Origin of the sequence: Nostoc sp. (genome assembly GCF_036917095.1) — a bacterium.
Classification (GTDB): Bacteria; Cyanobacteriota; Cyanobacteriia; order Cyanobacteriales; family Nostocaceae; genus Nostoc.
Genome location: NZ_JBALFH010000015.1, coordinates 551,847 through 570,091 on the forward strand (window position 1 = coordinate 551,847; position 18,245 = coordinate 570,091).

Below are 18,245 nucleotides of genomic sequence, written 5' to 3' on the forward strand. Positions count from 1 at the left end.
CTAACTATGATGTTAAAACTAGGTTTGCTGGTAGCTGTTCTGTCTACAGCCAAGATCGTTTTTTGCTCTCTGGTTGCGCTTGTTTCATTCACCACTACCGACAACTTCGAGAATCTGTTGCGACTGGGACTGTGTTTCCTGGGCATCGCGATCGCGGGCTTCCTGGGTGTAATGTGGGAGCGTATGAGACAAAAGAGCGCTGTTGATGATATAGCCCTGCGTCAAATCCAGGAAAGCGAAACGAGACTGCAACTGGCTCAAAAAGCGGCTCACATGGGGATTAGCGATCGCTCTTTCCCGATTTGCAACCCCCAAGGCGAGATTTACCAGATTGCTGGACTTGCGGAGGATATCATCAATCGCAAAGCCGCCTTGCAAATTTCTGAGCAGAACCTGCGTAGCATCTTCAACAATGTTAACAGTATGCTTTTCGTGCATGACGTGGATGGGACTCTGCTGGATGTCAATAATCGTGTGCTGGAACACCATAAGCTAGATCGAGAACAGGTGCTAAAACTCTCGATTGTCGATGACTACTCTGCACCGGATGCTCCCTTCCACCTTCTCCCAGACTATTGGAAGAGAGCGATCGCTGGCGAGACGGTTCACTTTGAATGGAAGAGCAGAAAACCCAGTGATGGCACGCTCTTTGTCTCAGAAGTCACACTCAGCCCCATCATCTGGAATGGTCAAGCAGTCATTCTCGCCAATGCACGGGATGTGAGCGAACAGCAAGCTGCACTTCGCGAACGCAAACAAGCAGAACTGCGCTTGCAACGTCAAGCCGAAGCAGACCAACTCTTAGCAACCATCGCCCAAACCATTAATCAATCTATTCAAATAGAAGAAGTTCTAGAAACTTGCTTGGAGCAGATTCGGCAATTTTTGCAGTGCGATCGCATTCTTGTCTGTCGCTTTGATAGCGATTACAACGTTTTCATTCAACTAGAAGCTATTTCCCAACCTGAGTTGTCTCTCTGCGGACAAACTATCGCAGATCCCTGTTTCAATCAAGACTGGGCAGAACGCTATCGTCAAGGTTACATCACTATCTGCAATGATACACAATCCGCAGACATCCTTCCCTGTTATGCCGAATCTCTGTCTCAAATGCAGGTGCGGGCAAACCTAGCGGTGGCGATTCTGCAAGCCAACCAAATTTGGGGACTGCTGATTGTCCATAATTGTCATACACCCCGCCAATGGCAACCATATGAAATCAATTTACTCAAACAATTGGGGTTACAAATCGGCATTGCCATTCAAAAAGCCAGCCTCTACAGGCAACTAGAAAATCAGTTAGCCCAAAAAGAAGTTTTGCTCAAAGAAATTCACCACCGAGTCAAAAATAATCTGCAAGTAATCTCCTCAATGCTGTGGTTACAAACCGAAGCAACGAACCATCCAGCCGTTTCCGAGGCGTTAGAAGAAACGCGCCATCGTCTACAAGCCATGTCGCTGATTCACGAAACCCTCTACCAACACGGCGACGTTGGACGGAGCAACTTCCATGACTACATCCGGCGTTTAGCCAGCAGTATTTTAGCATTCTGTAGCATTCACCCAAATCAAATCAACCTGCACTTTCGCCTGCAACCCGTTGTTTTCAATCTAGAAACGGCAATGCCCTGTGGGTTGTTGCTCAATGAACTGATTACCAATGCCATTAAGCATGGCTTTCCCGATGAGCGCAAAGGAGAAATCTACATCACCCTAGAAGAAGTATTGCCACCAGAGTCGCAGCTGCCTAACGTTTCCACTTCATCCACATTCCAGGATGCACCGCCCCCCAAAAAAACGCCACCTCAAGCTCACTCTCAATATATTCTGACGATTCAAGACAGTGGGGTTGGTATCCCAGAATCCTTGAACCTCAAAAAGCTAAAATCTTTAGGACTGAAGATTGCCTACGACCTGACTCTGCAACTTGAGGGGAAATTAGAGCTAGAACGCAGCAATGGCACCCTATTTCGCTTGACTTTCTCAGCTTTGGAGTATGGGAAGCGATTTTAGCCAATTTATAAAAATATTTCTTAAATTAAAATAATAACTTGCTCTTTTTTTCTATAATTATTTTATGATGCAGTTTTACTAATATTAATATGTAGAGCTTTTTAACTCGTGATTTCCTTGGTGTCTTCAAGTCAAAGTCACCTTAAAGAGTGTCTAGCGGACAAAACTTATGGCAGACACAAGGATATTTGTTGTAGAAGATGAAATTTTAGTTGCTAGAGAAATTGAAGGGTCTCTTCAGAAGTTAGGATACCATGTTGTTGGCATTGCGGCGAGTGCAGAAACTGCCTTAAAGGAAATTGCTGAAGTTCAGCCCGATTTAATCTTAGTCGATATTGTACTTAAGGGAGAACAGGATGGTATTGCTGTCGCCGAACAGGTGCGCGATCGCTTCCACATTCCAGTTATCTATCTCACAGCTTATGTCGATGCCCCAACCCTTGAGCGGGCAAAGCACACCTATCCTTTTGGCTATATCCTGAAACCGTTTAAACAGAGTACTTTACAAGCAAACATTGAAATTGCTCTGGCTCGACATCATGCAGAAATAGAAGCAAAAAACGCCATTATCGCTGGCACAAATCACTCCTCTGATTATCTTTCTATCCTCTCCCACGAACTCCGTAATCCCCTGGCTGCCATCCAGATCGCAACCGCCATGTTGGGAGATAGTAATTATCCAATAGATGAAACAAAAAAGCAGCAATTACTTGGGCGCATCCAATCTTCAACTCAGAGGATGAATCAATTAATTGAAGACGTGTTAATGATGGGAGAAACAACCCATAACACAGCTTTATTTAATTGTGAAATCGTTGAGATTGTGGAGTTCTGCCGCGCATTACTTGAACCCTGGCAATGGAACCCACAGAGACGACACACGATCGCTTTTTCTCACAACCCCGACCAGATACACGCCAGTGTGGATCAAAAACTGCTTTGGCATCTCCTGAATAATCTCATCAGCAATGCCATCAAGTATTCACCCGATGGCAATCCGATTCTGCTCCGGCTTTATAGTACAGATGAAGCCATTTATTTTGAAGTCCAGGATCGGGGGATTGGCATTTTACCAGAAGATATAGAGCATCTGTTTGAGCCATTTCAGCGTGGTAGAAATGTGGGTAAGCTGCAAGGGACAGGATTGGGGTTGGCGATCGCCAAACGAGCCGCAGAACTCCACAGAGGAGAAATTGCTGTGGATAGTCAGGTGGGTTGTGGGTCAATCTTCACTGTTAAACTACCGCACTCTGATACCAGGGAGAGCGAAAAAATTTAGCCTAGTAGTTCGCCAACCCAAAATTGCTAGGTGGAGGTCGGCGCTTGTGCAGGGGAGCAGGGGAGCAGGGGAGCAGGGGAGCAGGGGAGCAGAGGAGAGGCAAATACCAAGTTCTTTCCCCTCTGCCCCTCTGCCCCTCTGCTAACCACCATGCAAAGTTGACTTGCCAGACTACTAGTTTGTACCTATTTCTTTTGCCATTATTGCTGCCAATAACAGAATAAAGCCAAAAAGTGACCAATAATTCAGATTTCCATTGACTACGAACCCAAAATCATTAGCAGGGGTTGCTACTGTATTCCCTCGTGATTCCAGCTTTGACTTGCAAGAATTGGCTGGCATCGCCTTTGTTGTGGCCAACGTTACAAAGTTTGATAATTACAGATGAACATAGGAATAATCGAGTCTTACAATAGCGGATTTTTAGACGTTGTACCAGAGGGTGAAGACAGCGACTATTGGCAGATTGCAGCTATACATATCAATGGCCAAGCCTACTGCCCTACTCCTCGGCTTTATCGTTCAGAAAAAGTGGCATTAGCAAAAGCTGCACAAATTTATGATTGGCTAGCTGACCACGAAGGAGAAATTAGCAATGGGGCTTGCAACTGCTCTGAATTGAAACTCATCTTATGGCAGCAACCGAAAGTCTCTTAGTTAGCTAGGGAGTCATTTATTTTTTTGGTAATTCCCAGATGACCGCTTTTTGACAATAGTCATATCAAGTCCGGTGAATCACTTATGATTACCGGATCTGTGCAAAAATCGGAAAAGCCTCTTTCCCCCTGCCCCCTGCGCTCTAAATAATAAGTTTTTAGCCGGACATGATATCACAGGTTCAAGGCTCTTTAGTAGCTTGCTGAACAAATCGGGGGCGATGCCTACGGCGGGCTGCGCCAACGTAAGGAGCGAGAATTTTCTGTACTTAAGAATGACCAAAATAGTTTTATAATTTTCTACAAAAGCATATTTGAAATTATTTAGGTGTACTACCAAAATATTCTCAAGCTAATTCTGGAACATGGGGAATCAGCTAAAGCTGATTCATGCAATGCTGGTGTTGAACCTTCTTCCGGGGTCAAATAAATCAAGTGCAGGGAGATGAAAAAGTATGGCTGAAAACCTATTTCATGACCAACTGAGTTTAGAGGAACAAGCTGAAAAACTCGGAAAGCAAGCAGTAAGCTTGGGTTTGATTCCAAGCTTTGTGGTGCATTACTTTCCTGATACTTGGATATTTTATATACCTAATGAAAGTCAATCAGAAGCGCTGACACCAGAAGAGGCATACTTTCGTTTAAAGCAATTGGTTGAGCAGTAGATATTTTAACGACAGATTATTAAAGATAACGGCTAGGCACTGCAATTGTTGAGTAACAGTAGTTATGGCAAAACCAGCAATTTTAACCGTCGATGACGATCCAGAGGTTCTGCAAGCAGTGTCACGAGACTTACGGCATCAGTATGGCGATCGCTTCCGCATTATCCGGGCAGATTCCGGTATTGCCGCTCTGGATGCGGTACAGCAACTAAAATTGCGTAATGAAGCAGTTGCCCTATTTTTGGTGGATCAAAGAATGCCCCAAATGGGTGGTGTGGAGTTTATCGAACAGGCAAAACGCATCTTTCCCGATGCGAAACGCGCTTTGCTGACGGCGTATGCAGATACAGATGCTGCCATTAAGTCAATTAATACTGCCAAACTTGATTATTACTTACTCAAGCCCTGGAATCCACCAGAAGAGAAGCTCTATCCGGTTTTAGATGATTTGCTAGAAGATTGGCTAGCTGGATTCCGCCCACCTTTTGAAGGGATTCGAGTCATTGGTAATCGCTGGTCGCCTTTTTCCCATCAGGTGAAAGACTTCCTGGCGCGTAACCAGGTTCCATACAAGTGGTTAGATATTGAACTAGAGCAAGATGCCGCAAAACTGGTGGAATACGCACAAGCTGATGGCAGACAAAAATTGCCCTTGGTGCTGTTTCCCGACGGTTCCCGGTTAATTCAACCATCGAATTTAGAGATTGCCGCCAAAATTGGACTGCAAACTCACGCAGAGCGCCCCTTCTATGATTTGGCGATCGTGGGTGGTGGCCCTGCCGGACTGGCAGCAGCCGTTTATGGCGCTTCAGAGGGATTGAGTACTGTCTTAATTGAGCGTGAAGCACCAGGAGGACAAGCAGGCACGAGTTCACGCATTGAGAACTATCTGGGGTTTCCTGTTGGCTTGAGTGGCAACGATTTGGCAAGGCGGGGAGTCACTCAGGCGCGGCGATTTGGCGTGGAGATTCTCACACCTCAAATAGTAACTGGGGTTAGGCTGCAAGATACTTATCGGGTTTTGCAATTGGCGGATGGCAGCGAGATTAGTTGCCATGCACTTTTAGTTGCAACCGGCGTTTCCTATCGCTGGCTAAATGTGCCAGGAGCACAGAAGCTGACAGGGGCAGGAATTTACTACGGTGCTGCCATGACTGAGGCGATCGCCTGTAAAAATGAAGAGGTTTACTTGGTAGGCGGGGCAAACTCTGCCGGACAGGCAGCAATGCACTTTTCTAAATATGCCAGCAAAGTGATTATGTTGGTGCGAGGTGAGTCGCTCTCATCGAGTATGTCCCAATACTTGATTGACCAAATTGCGGCTACTGAAAATATCAAAGTTTGCACAGGTTGCAGCGTTGTCGAAGTCAAGGGAGAGGAACATTTAGAAGCAATAGCGATCGCCAATGCCCAGACTGGACAAACCGAAACCGTGCCAGCGCGATCGCTATTTATTTTCATCGGTGCTAGCCCCAAAACTGATTGGCTCGATGGTCTTATTCAACGCGATGCTCAGGGCTTTATCATCACAGGGCCAGACTTGATGGATAATGGCAAATCTCCCCAAGGCTGGCATTTGGAACGTTCTCCTTTCTTATTAGAAGCCAGCGTTCCTGGCATCTTTGCCGCCGGAGATGTGCGACACGGGTCAATTAAGCGGGTAGCGTCCGGTGTGGGTGAAGGTTCCATCGCCATTCAATTCGTTCACCGTTACCTGAGTAATGTTTAGCTGAAGCAGCGAATACTAAGCTGCAAGCTGTTTAAGTAAAATCTGCAAACCGTCTCCCCTGCCCCCCTGCCCCCCTGCCCCCCTGCCCCCTCAAGGAGGTTCACTGATGTTGTGTGTTGAAGAATTAATCAACTTAGACCCATTTCAACAGCTTCCCAAAGAGCGATTGCAGTGGGTGTGCGATCGCGCTCAAACAGTTGAACTTTCTGCCGGAGAAGTGTTGTCCCATGAGGGAGACCCTGTATGTCGTTTATTTATCTTAGTCAAAGGTAAAATCAACATCACCCGCCGCAGTGAAGGAGTTGAAATTCCCATAGGGCAACACGAAGCCCCATCCTTTTTTGGTGAAATTCCAGTACTCACAGATGAACCTGCACCTGTGACAATGCGGGCATTGATAAATTGCCACATTTATCAGCTGAAGGGAGAAGATTTCCGTAAACTGCTGCATGAATGTCGTGATTTTGAACGGATGGTCTTCCGGATTATGCAACGTCGTGTCCGGGGGCTAGAGTCTTTCATTCGTGGGCGGGAAAAGATGGCAGCTTTAGGGACACTTGCCGCCGGTTTAGCTCATGAACTCAACAACCCAGCCGCAGCCCTCGTTCGGACTTTAGGAGAAATGCCAGCCGCCATCCTAGAGTTACAACGAATGAACTTAGTTTATGGGCAACGCAATGTAGAGGAAGCGCATACTCAACAATGGTTGAAGCTACGCGATGATGGCTATGATGCAATTTTGAATAATCGCCTAGATCCTGTGACACTAAGCGATCGCGAAACCGTGTTGCTGGAATGGTTAGAAGATTATGGTGTGAACCAAGCATGGAAATTAGCGGAACCTTTAGCGGAAGGCGGTGTTGAGGTCGAAACCCTAGAAAATCTCATGGAACGCTGGCGCAACGACAAGACAGAAATGCGAGAAATCGGATTGCACTGGCTATCGCTCTCCTTTGAAGTCATATCGATGATTAAACATGGTTTGCGAGGAGCCGAGAGGATTTCTGAACTTGTGCAAGCGATGAAGTCTTATACTTACCTCGATCGAGGCGTTCAGCAAGAAGTAAATATACATGAAGGCTTGGAAGATACCTTACGATTATTTGTTCATAAACTCAAGTGCGGCGTCCAAGTGCAACGCAATTACGATCGACATATTCCGAAAACCCTTGCCTATGGCAGCGAACTCAATCAGGTGTGGACGAACTTAATTGATAACGCTATTGATGCAATGGATGGTAAGGGATTGCTGGAAATTACAACTGGGCATTGCGATCGCTATGCCCATATTGAGATCGTCGATTCTGGCAGTGGAATTCCACCTGAAATTCAAACCCGCATTTTTGAACCTTTCTTCACCACCAAATCAGTAGGGCATGGTTCAGGACTCGGTTTGGAAACCGTTCGCCGGATTGTAGAAAATCGCCATCACGGTACGCTCTCATTTGAGTCGCACCCAGGCAGAACTCGTTTTACCATTTGCTTGCCCTTATCAAATCAATAGACATCTTGTAAAAGTAACAAATGCCAAGATGTTGGGGAAAGGGGAAAGGTTAAAGGTAAAGGGGAAATTCCATCCCTTTTCCCTTTACCCCCGCCCCTTATCCCCAGAGGGGACCCCACCTTCCCCTTTCCCTTTCTCCCACTTCTGCAACAAGTCTAATGAATCATTTGAATACAGCGATCGCAACGCCTTTGACGTTGGGTGAAGTAGCGATTCCAGCATCATTGATAGCAGTACCTAGTCTTGTGTGCGATTAACCAATTCTTGGGAAGGCCTGAGTAAAGCTTTTCCTTGCTTTTTGTCATTCTAGACGAACGATACACATCTAGATGATATAAACAATTCCACCTTTTTGCGTTGCTCCCACCCAAAAGTACAACAATCGGCTTGCTTTTTAAAATTGGATGTGATAATTTCTGCTTGTAGTTAATTCAACGGTTATCCGACCGATTTACCGTATTTAAAGAAACCAATATCACAGCTAAGAGACTTTCCAATAAAAAATATCCAACTACTGATTGTGAGGGAATCCTACAAGATTGAATGATTTATTCCTTGAAAATCCCTCATCAGCAGTAAAGACAAGAGTGCTGGAGTTTCCCTTTATCTCATTCTTATCTTTTCTTTTATAAAAGGAGTAATAAAAAAGTTGTTGAATCAGTTCAAAAAGTTCTTATTTTTATTGCCACAACCCTCAGTCAAATCCCTCAGTGCCTTATTGGTTGCTAGTTCCTGGCTAGGTTTGGCGATTTCTGGCTGCGCTGCAACTAACTCTGCAAATACTAATACCACTGCCCAAAATGTCAGTAACCAGACTCAAGAGAAAAGCAGTTTGATTCGTTTGGGATACCAAAAAGGAGGTGTAGTACCAATTGCACGTCAACGAGGAGTGTTAGAAAAGAAGCTTGCGGCTCAGAATATCAAAGCTGAATGGGCTGGCCCATTTGACAGATGTGCTACTTTACTCCAAGCAATTAGTGCCAATCAAGCCGATATAGGCGGGTGTGGGGACATTCCTGGATTGTCAGCGATTGCTGCCGGTCAGGAGCTTTGCATTGGGGCTGTCCAGCGTCCCAGACCTGAATCATTGGCCAGTGCGATCGTAGTCCGTGGTGACTCTCCTATCCGTAAGCCTGCTGACTTATTAGGTAAAAAAGTTGCTGTAAATCAGGCTGGTGCAGGCGAGTATCTGTTATTAAAAGTATTGGAAAAAGAGAACATTCCTAAAGAGAAAGTTCAGCGTGTCTTCTTAGCTCCAACTGATGCTGCGCCTGCTCTCTATCAAGGAACTGTGGACGCTTGGGCAGTTTGGGAACCATATATCTCAGTTGCCGAATTAGAGCATGGTGCTAGGAGAATCACCACAACCCATCCAGCGCCAACCTACAGTGTAATGCTTGTGCGTAATGAGGCTGCGGCTAAATCTCCAGAGGCTGTAAAAGCAGCTTTTAGCGGTTTAAGCGAGGAATACGATTGGTTGAATGCAAATACGGCAAAATCAGCGGAATTTCTGGTCAAGGACATCAAAATTTCCCCAGCCGTAGCCAAGCAGGTAACTGAAAATCAAGGCCCACAGCTACTTGCCACACCTAATGCTGATGATGTTGCCAAAATTCAGAAAACGGCTGACTGGATGCTGGAGCAAAAGATTTTACCGAAAAGGGTAGATGTTGCTGCAACTATCTGTCCCACGGCGAAGTAGGGCAGGAGGCAGGGGGCAGGGGGCAGGAGGCAGGGGGCAGGAGGCAGGGGGCAGGAGGCAGGGGGCAGGGGGCAGGGGGAGAGAAAAAAGCTTAACTGAACTGTATTGGCTTTTAGGATAGGGGGCACTTAGCTGGGGGAGGAAAAATTGTTTTGATTCCAAAAATTGGATAGATAATTCATTTTTTGGAGTTCCCTTATTAGAGAATGGGGATTAGAAAAATTCCTTTACTGAGCTAAATTATTCTCCCCTGCCCCCTGCCTCCTTCAATTGTTAGAAATCCGTTAGCTCAAGATTGGATGATTGATTTTTGATAGTCCCTTAACAACTTTATTCGTAAGGAATATCATAGATGACCAAAGTATTGATTCTCGATGCCAACCAACAGCCGTTATATCCTGTACGCATCAGCCGTGCTAGGCTGCTCTTGTCACAAGGTAAAGCTACAGTATTCCAGCGATATCCCTTTACTATCATTCTGAAGGAGTCTCTTTCTCATCTAAAACTTGAGCAACTTGGCTTCAAAATGCACCCTAGTGTTAAAACTACTAGTACTATTGTCAGCAAAGATAAAAAAAATTGGTATTAATCTTAGTCGCCTCTCAAACCGAGGAATATAGATGACGAACCACACTATCTTAGAACCATTGCCAGAAGACCAATGGTTTATTGAGAGCCAAGAACTACGATCCTTTGTAGCAACAGTGCGTGAAATTAGCGCTAGCACTGCTGACGATCGCACACAAACTCTCGCTAGACTAGAACCATATTTTCAAGAACTGCTTGCCCAACAGGAATGGCTAGCTGAAAAGTTTGCCCAAGTCAATCCCGAAAGCAAGATGGGCGGCGGTATTGGTCAGTGGCTACTTTATCGCGCCAAAGACCGTTCCCTGTCAGTCTTCAGTTTGGTAATTCCCCCAGGTTCAACGACTCCCGTCCACGACCATTTGGCCTGGGGATTGATTGGTTTATACAAAGGCAATCAAGAAGAAACAGTCTATCGCCGTGTAGATAACGGCGACGCTGAAGGACACGCACAATTACAAGTAACTGAAGTGCGATCGCTTCAACCAGGGGATATCTACCGCCTCTTACCCCCAGATGGTGATATCCACGCTGTCAAAACCACATCCCAGAGCGCATCTGTATCCATCCATATCTTGGGTAATGATACTGGCTGTATCTTGCGTCACCAGTTCATCCCAGAATCTCACAGTGTCAAATCCTTTCGCTCTGGATATTCCAACGCTCCCTGTAAAGAGGAAGAGGAAAAAGAACATGCCCTACACTAGACCACAACCCCCAATATTCGAGCGAGTTGAAGACGAACGCCTACACCGTAAGCAACGCCTCGCTGCTGCCTTTCGCCTGTTTGGTAAATTTGGGTTCAGCGAGGGAATCGCAGGCCATATTACAGCTCGCGATCCGGAGTTTACAGACCATTTCTGGGTCAATCCATTCGGGGCATACTTCGGTCACATCCGAGTTTCTGACCTGATCTTGGTTAACAGAGAAGGTGAAGTGGTTAAAGGCGATGCTGAAGTAAATCAAGCTGCTTTTGCCATCCATTCTCAGATTCATGAAGCTAGACCTGATGTAATAGCGGCGGCTCACGCCCATTCACTTTATGGTAAAGCCTGGTCTAGTTTGGGGCGTCTCCTTGACCCTTTAACTCAAGATTCTTGTGCTTTTTACGAAGACCATGCATTGTTTGATGACTATACAGGTGTCGTATTAGATACCTCTGAAGGCGAACGACTAGCTCAAGCTTTGAGCGCTAATAAAGCGCTAATCCTGCGTAACCACGGTATTTTAACTGTGGGACATACTGTAGATGAAGCTGCCTTTTGGTACATTAGCTTAGAGCGATCGTGCCAAGCCCAACTCCTGGCAGAAGCTGCGGGTAGACCCACTATTATCAAACACGAAACAGCCCGTTTAACACAAACTCAAGTGGGGTCATATACAAGTGGGTGGTTCAGTTTCCAACCACTTTACGATCGGATTGTGCGCGAAGAACCCGATTTGCTTAATTAGTGCTGTATTTTTTGGCACTCACTATATAGTGTGCTAAAACTTTGCCTACCTTGAACCAGTTGCTCAGAGCTACTTGTCTGGTTAATTCAGATGGTGGCTCGATTTGGCCTGTACTGGACTAGGAACGTAGGCAATGAAGTATAAATTTACCCATTAGCTGTTATTTTTATGTGATTTAACCTAAATTTATTTATATACTCCGGTAAGTCTATAAGTTTATAGTATTTTTATAGTTCAGAAAAATCATTTTGATGATTAACCTAATCCTTCGCCGCTTAATTCCAAAATGGATATCGTTGATAAAATTCAGGAATATTCCTTTTAACAATCAACACAAATTATTCTTCTCTTCTTCTGTTTTCCCAATTGCAGGGGCTTTTGTTACAGGGCTGTGTTTGAGCGTGCTATTTGCCGCCTGCTCATCGCCATCGACTGTTAATTCTCCTAATCCCAGTGCCACATCTGTTAGCAGTTCTGCTTCCAGTAAAGCAACAGTAGTCAGATTTGGTTATCAAAAAGCAACCATTTTGCTTAGAACTAAGGGCCTTTTAGAAAAGCGTTTGGCACCAGAAGGTATCACTGTAAAATGGACTGAATTTCAAGCGGGGCCCCAACTACTAGAAGCGATGAATGTGGGTAGTATTGACATCGGCCCTGTAGGAGAATCACCGCCAATATTTGCTCAAGCAGCGGGAGCATCACTAACTTATGTTGTTGGTATCGCTGCGAGTCCGGCTGGTTCAGCAATTCTTGTTCCTCAAAATTCCCAAATTCAAAAACTTACTGACCTCAAAGGTAAAAAAGTTGCCTTTCAAAAAGGGTCTAGCGCCCACTTATTGTTAGTCCAAGCTTTAGAAAAAGCGGGATTGAAATATACTGACATTGAACCTAAATATTTGGCCCCGGCTGATGCCCGTGCTGCATTTGTCAAGGGTAGTGTAGATGCCTGGGTAATTTGGGACCCCTTCTATGCAGCAGCTCAAGAGGCAACTAAAGCTAGAGTCCTGATTGATGGCACAGGAATTAATAAACAGGGAGGATATTATTTAATGACTCGCAAATTTGTCACTGAAAATCCTCAAACTGTCAAGGCAATACTGGAGGAAATTCAAAATCTCGAAGAATGGTCTAAACAGAATCGAGAAGAGGTAGCAAAAACTTTAGCACCTGTGTTAGGAATTGATGTAGAAACAATGAAAAAAGCAACTAACCGACGGACTTTTGGTATTGTGCCAATTGACGATAATCTAATCAATCTACAACAAGGTGTTGCGGATACATATTATAAATTGAAGTTAATTCCCAAAGAGGTAAGTGTGAAGGATGCAGTGTTGACAAAAGAGCAATACGCTGCATTTTCACCAAAAACTTCTTAAACCAGTGCAATAAATCGTCTGTAGGGGCGTACAGATGTATGCCCTTACAAATGGAATTGGTAGCAAAACAACTAACAATTTTTGAAATGTGAGTCTTGGAATAAATTATGACTAATCCTACAGAACTACTGCGATCGCGCTATGGTGAAATTCCCTTCAATCCCGAAATTGAATGGAATGATTCCCTGACAGCACTATTATCTCACCGTTCAATCCGGTCTTATTTATCCGATCCTCTACCGTCGGGAACTCTGGAGTTGCTAATTGCAGCCGCCCAATCTGCATCCACTTCTTCTAATTTGCAAACCTGGAGTGTGGTAGCAGTCGAAGATCCACAGCGCAAAGAGGAGTTATCCAAATTAGCGGGAAACCAAGCACATATTAAACAGGTTCCTTTATTCTTGGTTTGGTTAGCAGACTTGGCGCGTATCAGTTACGTTGCTGACAGTCGCAGCATATCTCATGATGCGCTGGAATACTTGGAAATGTTTGTGATGGCAACAATCGATGCAACCTTGGCGGCGCAAAACGCAACAGTCGCAGCCGAGTCACTCGGTTTAGGAACAGTATATATCGGTGGAATCAGAAACCACCCGCAAGAGGTAGCACAAATATTAAATTTGCCCTCCTCTGTGTATGCTGTATTTGGGCTGTGTGTAGGCTATCCGAATCCTGAAGTAGAAGCAGCGATTAAGCCAAGGTTGCCCCAGTCAGCCGTGCTGCATCGTGAAACCTATAAATTGGCAGAACAAGAAGAAGCGATCGCTCACTACAACGAGGTCATCAAAGAATTCTATACTGAACAAAAGATGAATGTTCCTGGCGATTGGTCAGAACACTCAGCCCAAAGGATCGCAACTGTCGAGTCATTGAGAGGACGCGATCGCTTGCGTGAGGCTCTCAATAACCTCGGTTTCAAGTTACTGTAAACAAGAAGAATCAAGATTATGGATTTGCAACTCCGTGGCAAAGTTGTCTTAGTGACTGCTGCTAGTAAAGGTTTGGGCAAAGCTACAGCAAAGCAATTTGCCCGTGAGGGTGCAAAAATTGCCATCTGCGCCCGCAGTGAGTTAATTGACAAAACCGCTGCGGAGATTGAAAGCGAAACAGGTACAGAAGTGCTATCTCTGCGTGCAGACGTTACCAGTCAAGAAGACATTGAACGGGTAATTAATGCCACAGTAGACATCTCCGAAAAAGATTTAGATACCACAAATTTGCACCCAGACCTAACCCCCCTTCCCCCCTTCCCTACGAGGGAAGGGGGGTTTTAAAGCCTCTCTCCGTTTCGGGGAGAGGTTTGGAGAGGGGTCTTTTTTCTTTTCTGGAGATGTCTAGTAGAAAAATTCGGCGGGTTGGATATCCTCGTTACCAACGCCGGAGGCCCACCCGCTGGCACTTTTGACGATATCGATTTGGCAACTTGGGAAACTTCGATAAATTTGACTTTGCTGAGTGCGGTACGTCTGGTAAAGTACGCGTTACCTCACTTACGCCAATCTACAGCACCGGCAATTCTGACCATTACCTCAACCTCAACTAAACAACCAGCCCAAAATCTGGTGTTGTCTAATTCCATTCGATTAGCGGTAATTGGTTTAACAAAAACTCTCAGCCAAGAACTGGGTAGCGATAAAATTCGCGTCAACAGCATCTTACCAGGCTGGACATATACAGAACGGGTAGAAGAGTAGTTAGTTTCCAGATTAGCATTGCGATCGCATTCTGCCAGTTGCGTAAGTCCTGAAAACAAAACGTTACATCGAAGTTATGGATTGGGTTGTTGCTTAAGGCAACTTTGCCCCAAGCGATCGCTAGTTAACCCACAAATTTAGTTTTATATTTTAAAGTAGAAAGTAGTTTAATTGAAAGTGTTGTGGCTACCAATGAAAGTTTTAGGGTTAGTCCTGCCAGTCCTGTTGATGCTAGTCCCACCTGCGATGGCAGTTGAGTTCAAAGGTCAGAATATCGACGATCGAAAGCTGCCTGCTAGAGCTTACTATTATGCAACTGGTGGAGTCTACAAAGTTCAGGTGCGCTTTCATCACAAACGAGCCACAATTTACTTTGACAACGGCAACCAAATAACTATACAGTTGAACCAGGAAGCGATCGCTGACTCAAACAATATTGAAGGTTTTGGAAAACTAGGGCAATATCCTCTAAGTAGAACATTCAGTGTTGGGTTGATGTATGAGAATAATTGGCTCGGCAGCAGTGATAGTCAATTCCAACAGTCCAATCCGCTAGATGGGTTGTGGAAAATTAGTTTGGAGTGAATACTCATCCAATGCAAAAGGTAACAGCAGAGTCATTCGCATAAAAATGCGAGCTAAATTTTAGCCATAACTATAGCTGCTTGGGAATCAGTAACCTATCAAGTAGTTAGCCATTATACGCAAATATCAGAAATTCAGTGCCTTCATAAATAAACTCTGCCTTCTTGCACATACCCATCTTTTGATGTGCCTGAAGTGATGCTTTGTTGTTTGCCTTGATGAATAATATCCCTTCTCGCTCTGGCAACAAATCTTTTAACTTAGCGAACATTACCGCAGCAATACCTTGCCCGCGCATGGTTTCATCAACACATATGGGGCCATACAAGTAAGCGTCTTTAGTACCCGCGTAGGTTTGTAACATCACCTTTATAATTGGTAAATTAGCAGTTGTTTTTGACCAACTGAGTAAAAATCCGACAACTTGACCATCTTTATGGGCGACTACGCTCGGCATTTGAGATATAGTCTTCATCACTGCCTCTGGCTCAAGATTACCTAACAACATACCACCATGTTCTGCATCATTAGCTTGGGCCAACTTGATAATTCCAGTAACATCGCTGGGGCTGGCACGGTCAATCATCACATTATTGAGACACATACCTGGTTGAGATAAATGGGAGAAATACCTAAAGCCAAATAATTTTCTTTTACAAGAATAACAGAGCAGAGCAAATCAGAGATTAACAAAAGCTAAAAATAGGTTTTATTACGTATCAGCCTAGCTTACCTACTAAAGTGCATAAGAGCTGCGCGGATTGCGATGAACCACACCGCAAGTGTCGCGAATAGGTAGAGGTAGAACCGAAGCATAATGAGATTAAATGTGCAATGGACAGCACTATGTAATGCCCGAAAGATAACGAAAACCCACGCAGCGTTCACATAAACTGCATCCACCTGCTTTGTGATGAACAGGTATAGAACGAGCGCGTAAAAAAGTACCGGAATCTCAAATAGGTTCTTGAAGTTATCTGATGGATTGGATACATTTGGTGGTGATATCTGCGCTAATGTGCTGGGTACAGCAAGCTCCTGTGGGCGGATCTTTCTATTTGTGATGAAACTGATACGGCGGATGTACATATACACCCAGACAATGAATGTCAGAAACACTGTTGCAAAGAAAGGACTGAAAATTGCCTCTTGCGTCATTTCTACCTCTCAAACTCGATTATTTTGATGGCTGGTGGGCGAGCAACTGCGCCGTCTGCGCCCGTACAAAGCTTGACAAAACAGAGAGTAATGCAGATTTAATCAAAAAATGTAGTACCTCTATTTGTTGTCATGTCAAGTTGTTTTTAAGATTAAAGGATAGTGTAAGCTTCCTTCCTTGGATATTTCTAGTCCTCGAACGGGTACACTTGAGACAAGGACAACTAAAGGCGATCGCTCTGCAACATGGTTTGCGCTCACGGATGCTGTTGGCGAAGTCAAAAAATGCTTTTGTTTGGATAAGTGGATGCGTTTTTGGGCTTGTTGGCTGCGTTCCCAGTTCTGTTGCTTACGACGGTCAAAAGGTATCAGTCAATCCGGTGCAATTGATGGCAGTCCCTACAGTCAAACAGTAGGTTATGACCTGAGTCGCACTTGGAATGTGGGTATGACTCCTGACCAATATTTGAAGTTAGGAGATATCAAGCATTACAGGCAGAGGAGTTTTCTTTGCAGGCGATCCAGGCGATCGCTCTGGGCACGTTCCTTTTTTCAGCTACAAGGTTAACTCCCTGATATTTGTAGGCAATTTGAACGAACAGAGGACAAATACTGCATCTTTACCAACCAGAGCTACAAGAGAGCCTAAAGCTAAGACTACCAACCGTACTGGAGTAAGAGAGAAGATTAATCCATGCACGTTTAGTAATGGTAGTCAGTCGATAACAGGTCAATCATTCTCCGGTATTGATTTGCGATCGCTCTCAAATGCGATTGCGGAAATTGAGAGTGCTGGTAGCCGGGATTACAAAGCCATTGGCATACATACCTGTGCAGATGGGGGTTTAAATTGTGGTCGCGCTCTCGGTCGCCTCAGCCTCAAAGATTACGGCAAAACCGCTTTAGCTAGTTATCGCAACAGTAATAGTTCAATGGCACTGGCTATCAACTTGCTGATAGTCAGCTTTTCACTACTGGTAAAAATTCCGAAAGTTGATAACTCAAAAGCGGGGTGGCCGCCCTGAAGCGTTCGCTCGAGCACCGTGTTAGGCTGTGTGGCGGGACGATGGAAGCGGACAGACTTCCATGTCTTGAATCAAGCCCTGCGCAATGGTGAAACGATGACCGACGTGCTCATCGGCAAGAACGGCTCCAGCCAGGTCGCGCACGACCTGATGCACTTCGACCAAGATACGCCCGGCCTCCTCCGGGTGAAAAGTCACCGGCTCCACGTGCGGGTTGATCTCGCTCCATTGCTCCGTCCAGTAAGCGCGGACTCCTTCATGGCCAAGGGCAGAACCGCCTTTGAATGCTTTCGGCCAGTTCACGTCCGGAGTCATGAGGGCGAGGGCGGCGTCAATGTCCCGCGCATTAAAGGCTGCGTAGGCCGCGCGGAGCAGTTCGATTAGGAGTGCAGGTTGATCTGGCATAAGCGGTGTGGTGAAGGATACGCAGTAGGGCCTAACAATTGATAGACAGAAAGTTTCCGCCTAAGATCCGCCCACTGCGGATAGACAGAAAGTTTCTGTATAATACTCCAAAGCCGCTGTTTAAGCCGAATCTTTCCGCATAATACGCTCATTTGGGTGGATAGGTCGAAAGTTTCTGCATAACATCCTCTCATGGTAGAGGGTGGACTGGCTCTATCTATCTTCCGAACCGTTGGGGCGATCGCCCTTCGCGGAGTGTTCCAGGGTTCAGGTGGATTTTTCTTTGCCTACGAGACGCTAGGCGAACGATCATCTTGTCAACGGGAGCAACGCGATTTTGCGATCATTTTTGAAATTTTCTGCGTCATAGCGAAATTTGTAGCTTTTTGGGATGACACCGCATAAATCGTCTGAGTC

20 protein-coding genes and 1 pseudogene are annotated in these 18,245 nt (G+C 45.2%); 18 read left to right on the forward strand and 3 right to left on the reverse strand.

Annotation, left to right across the window (positions count from 1 at the left end; translation table 11 throughout):
* Positions 1 to 6: 6 nt before the first annotated feature.
* The 15 genes and pseudogenes from V7L01_RS06505 to V7L01_RS06575 all read left to right on the forward strand — a co-directional run bounded on the left by V7L01_RS06505 (position 7) and on the right by V7L01_RS06575 (position 15,240).
* On the forward strand, positions 7 to 2,013 hold the full coding sequence (locus V7L01_RS06505; protein ID WP_335032967.1) for a sensor histidine kinase: 2,007 nt from the start codon (positions 7 to 9) through the stop codon (positions 2,011 to 2,013).
* Between the two features lie 169 nt (positions 2,014 to 2,182).
* Positions 2,183 to 3,292, forward strand: a complete 1,110-nt coding sequence (locus tag V7L01_RS06510) for a hybrid sensor histidine kinase/response regulator (RefSeq protein WP_335032969.1) — start codon at positions 2,183 to 2,185, stop codon at positions 3,290 to 3,292.
* A 384-nt stretch (positions 3,293 to 3,676) separates the two neighbouring features.
* Positions 3,677 to 3,949 (forward strand): hypothetical protein, encoded by a 273-nt coding sequence (locus V7L01_RS06515; RefSeq protein ID WP_334861970.1) that lies wholly within the window; start codon positions 3,677 to 3,679, stop codon positions 3,947 to 3,949.
* Positions 3,950 to 4,403: 454 nt separating this feature from the next.
* Positions 4,404 to 4,613, forward strand: a complete 210-nt coding sequence (locus V7L01_RS06520; RefSeq protein WP_335032971.1) for a hypothetical protein — start codon at positions 4,404 to 4,406, stop codon at positions 4,611 to 4,613.
* 64 nt (positions 4,614 to 4,677) lie between these two features.
* Positions 4,678 to 6,342 carry an FAD-dependent oxidoreductase gene (locus V7L01_RS06525; protein WP_335032973.1) on the forward strand — a complete coding sequence of 555 codons (1,665 nt, stop codon included), beginning with the start codon at positions 4,678 to 4,680 and terminating at the stop codon, positions 6,340 to 6,342.
* A gap of 106 nt (positions 6,343 to 6,448) precedes the next feature.
* Positions 6,449 to 7,846 (forward strand): ATP-binding protein, encoded by a 1,398-nt coding sequence (locus tag V7L01_RS06530; RefSeq protein WP_335032975.1) that lies wholly within the window; start codon positions 6,449 to 6,451, stop codon positions 7,844 to 7,846.
* A gap of 649 nt (positions 7,847 to 8,495) precedes the next feature.
* The gene (locus V7L01_RS06535; RefSeq protein WP_335032977.1) at positions 8,496 to 9,548 is read left to right on the forward strand and encodes an aliphatic sulfonate ABC transporter substrate-binding protein; all 1,053 of its coding nucleotides are present in this window, start codon (positions 8,496 to 8,498) and stop codon (positions 9,546 to 9,548) included.
* 352 nt (positions 9,549 to 9,900) lie between these two features.
* Positions 9,901 to 10,137, forward strand: a complete 237-nt coding sequence (locus tag V7L01_RS06540) for an RRXRR domain-containing protein (protein ID WP_335032979.1) — start codon at positions 9,901 to 9,903, stop codon at positions 10,135 to 10,137.
* A gap of 31 nt (positions 10,138 to 10,168) precedes the next feature.
* Complete coding sequence (locus V7L01_RS06545; RefSeq protein WP_335032981.1) at positions 10,169 to 10,840, forward strand: cysteine dioxygenase family protein; 672 nt, start codon at positions 10,169 to 10,171, stop codon at positions 10,838 to 10,840.
* Positions 10,827 to 11,585, forward strand: a complete 759-nt coding sequence (locus V7L01_RS06550) for a class II aldolase/adducin family protein (RefSeq protein WP_335032983.1) — start codon at positions 10,827 to 10,829, stop codon at positions 11,583 to 11,585. The genes V7L01_RS06545 and V7L01_RS06550 overlap by 14 nt, the downstream gene beginning before the upstream one ends.
* A gap of 251 nt (positions 11,586 to 11,836) precedes the next feature.
* Positions 11,837 to 12,961 carry a sulfonate ABC transporter substrate-binding protein gene (locus V7L01_RS06555; RefSeq protein ID WP_335032984.1) on the forward strand — a complete coding sequence of 375 codons (1,125 nt, stop codon included), beginning with the start codon at positions 11,837 to 11,839 and terminating at the stop codon, positions 12,959 to 12,961.
* 107 nt (positions 12,962 to 13,068) lie between these two features.
* Positions 13,069 to 13,890, forward strand: a complete 822-nt coding sequence (locus V7L01_RS06560; protein ID WP_335032986.1) for an NADPH-dependent oxidoreductase — start codon at positions 13,069 to 13,071, stop codon at positions 13,888 to 13,890.
* 18 nt (positions 13,891 to 13,908) lie between these two features.
* Complete coding sequence (locus V7L01_RS06565) at positions 13,909 to 14,235, forward strand: SDR family NAD(P)-dependent oxidoreductase (protein ID WP_335032988.1); 327 nt, start codon at positions 13,909 to 13,911, stop codon at positions 14,233 to 14,235.
* A 72-nt stretch (positions 14,236 to 14,307) separates the two neighbouring features.
* Positions 14,308 to 14,655: pseudogene (locus V7L01_RS06570) on the forward strand (SDR family NAD(P)-dependent oxidoreductase); the annotation flags it as partial.
* 177 nt (positions 14,656 to 14,832) lie between these two features.
* On the forward strand, positions 14,833 to 15,240 hold the full coding sequence (locus V7L01_RS06575) for a hypothetical protein (RefSeq protein ID WP_335032990.1): 408 nt from the start codon (positions 14,833 to 14,835) through the stop codon (positions 15,238 to 15,240).
* A 106-nt stretch (positions 15,241 to 15,346) separates the two neighbouring features.
* Here the strand turns inward: V7L01_RS06575 and V7L01_RS06580 are convergent, their stop codons facing one another.
* On the reverse strand, positions 15,347 to 15,844 hold the full coding sequence (locus V7L01_RS06580; RefSeq protein ID WP_335032992.1) for a GNAT family N-acetyltransferase: 498 nt from the start codon (positions 15,842 to 15,844) through the stop codon (positions 15,347 to 15,349).
* A gap of 125 nt (positions 15,845 to 15,969) precedes the next feature.
* Positions 15,970 to 16,398, reverse strand: coding sequence for an MAPEG family protein (locus tag V7L01_RS06585; protein ID WP_335032994.1), 429 nt, complete (start codon positions 16,396 to 16,398; stop codon positions 15,970 to 15,972).
* Between the two features lie 178 nt (positions 16,399 to 16,576).
* Between V7L01_RS06585 and V7L01_RS06590 the strand changes: the two genes are divergently transcribed.
* Together V7L01_RS06590 and V7L01_RS06595 are read left to right on the forward strand one after the other, a co-directional pair.
* Positions 16,577 to 16,966 carry a hypothetical protein gene (locus tag V7L01_RS06590; protein ID WP_335032995.1) on the forward strand — a complete coding sequence of 130 codons (390 nt, stop codon included), beginning with the start codon at positions 16,577 to 16,579 and terminating at the stop codon, positions 16,964 to 16,966.
* Between the two features lie 22 nt (positions 16,967 to 16,988).
* On the forward strand, positions 16,989 to 17,423 hold the full coding sequence (locus tag V7L01_RS06595) for a hypothetical protein (RefSeq protein WP_335032996.1): 435 nt from the start codon (positions 16,989 to 16,991) through the stop codon (positions 17,421 to 17,423).
* Between the two features lie 21 nt (positions 17,424 to 17,444).
* Here the strand turns inward: V7L01_RS06595 and V7L01_RS06600 are convergent, their stop codons facing one another.
* On the reverse strand, positions 17,445 to 17,828 hold the full coding sequence (locus tag V7L01_RS06600) for a nuclear transport factor 2 family protein (RefSeq protein WP_335032997.1): 384 nt from the start codon (positions 17,826 to 17,828) through the stop codon (positions 17,445 to 17,447).
* 192 nt (positions 17,829 to 18,020) lie between these two features.
* On the opposite strand from V7L01_RS06600, the gene V7L01_RS06605 reads away from it, so the two are divergent.
* On the forward strand, positions 18,021 to 18,233 hold the full coding sequence (locus V7L01_RS06605; RefSeq protein WP_335032999.1) for a hypothetical protein: 213 nt from the start codon (positions 18,021 to 18,023) through the stop codon (positions 18,231 to 18,233).
* Positions 18,234 to 18,245 lie beyond the last annotated feature (12 nt).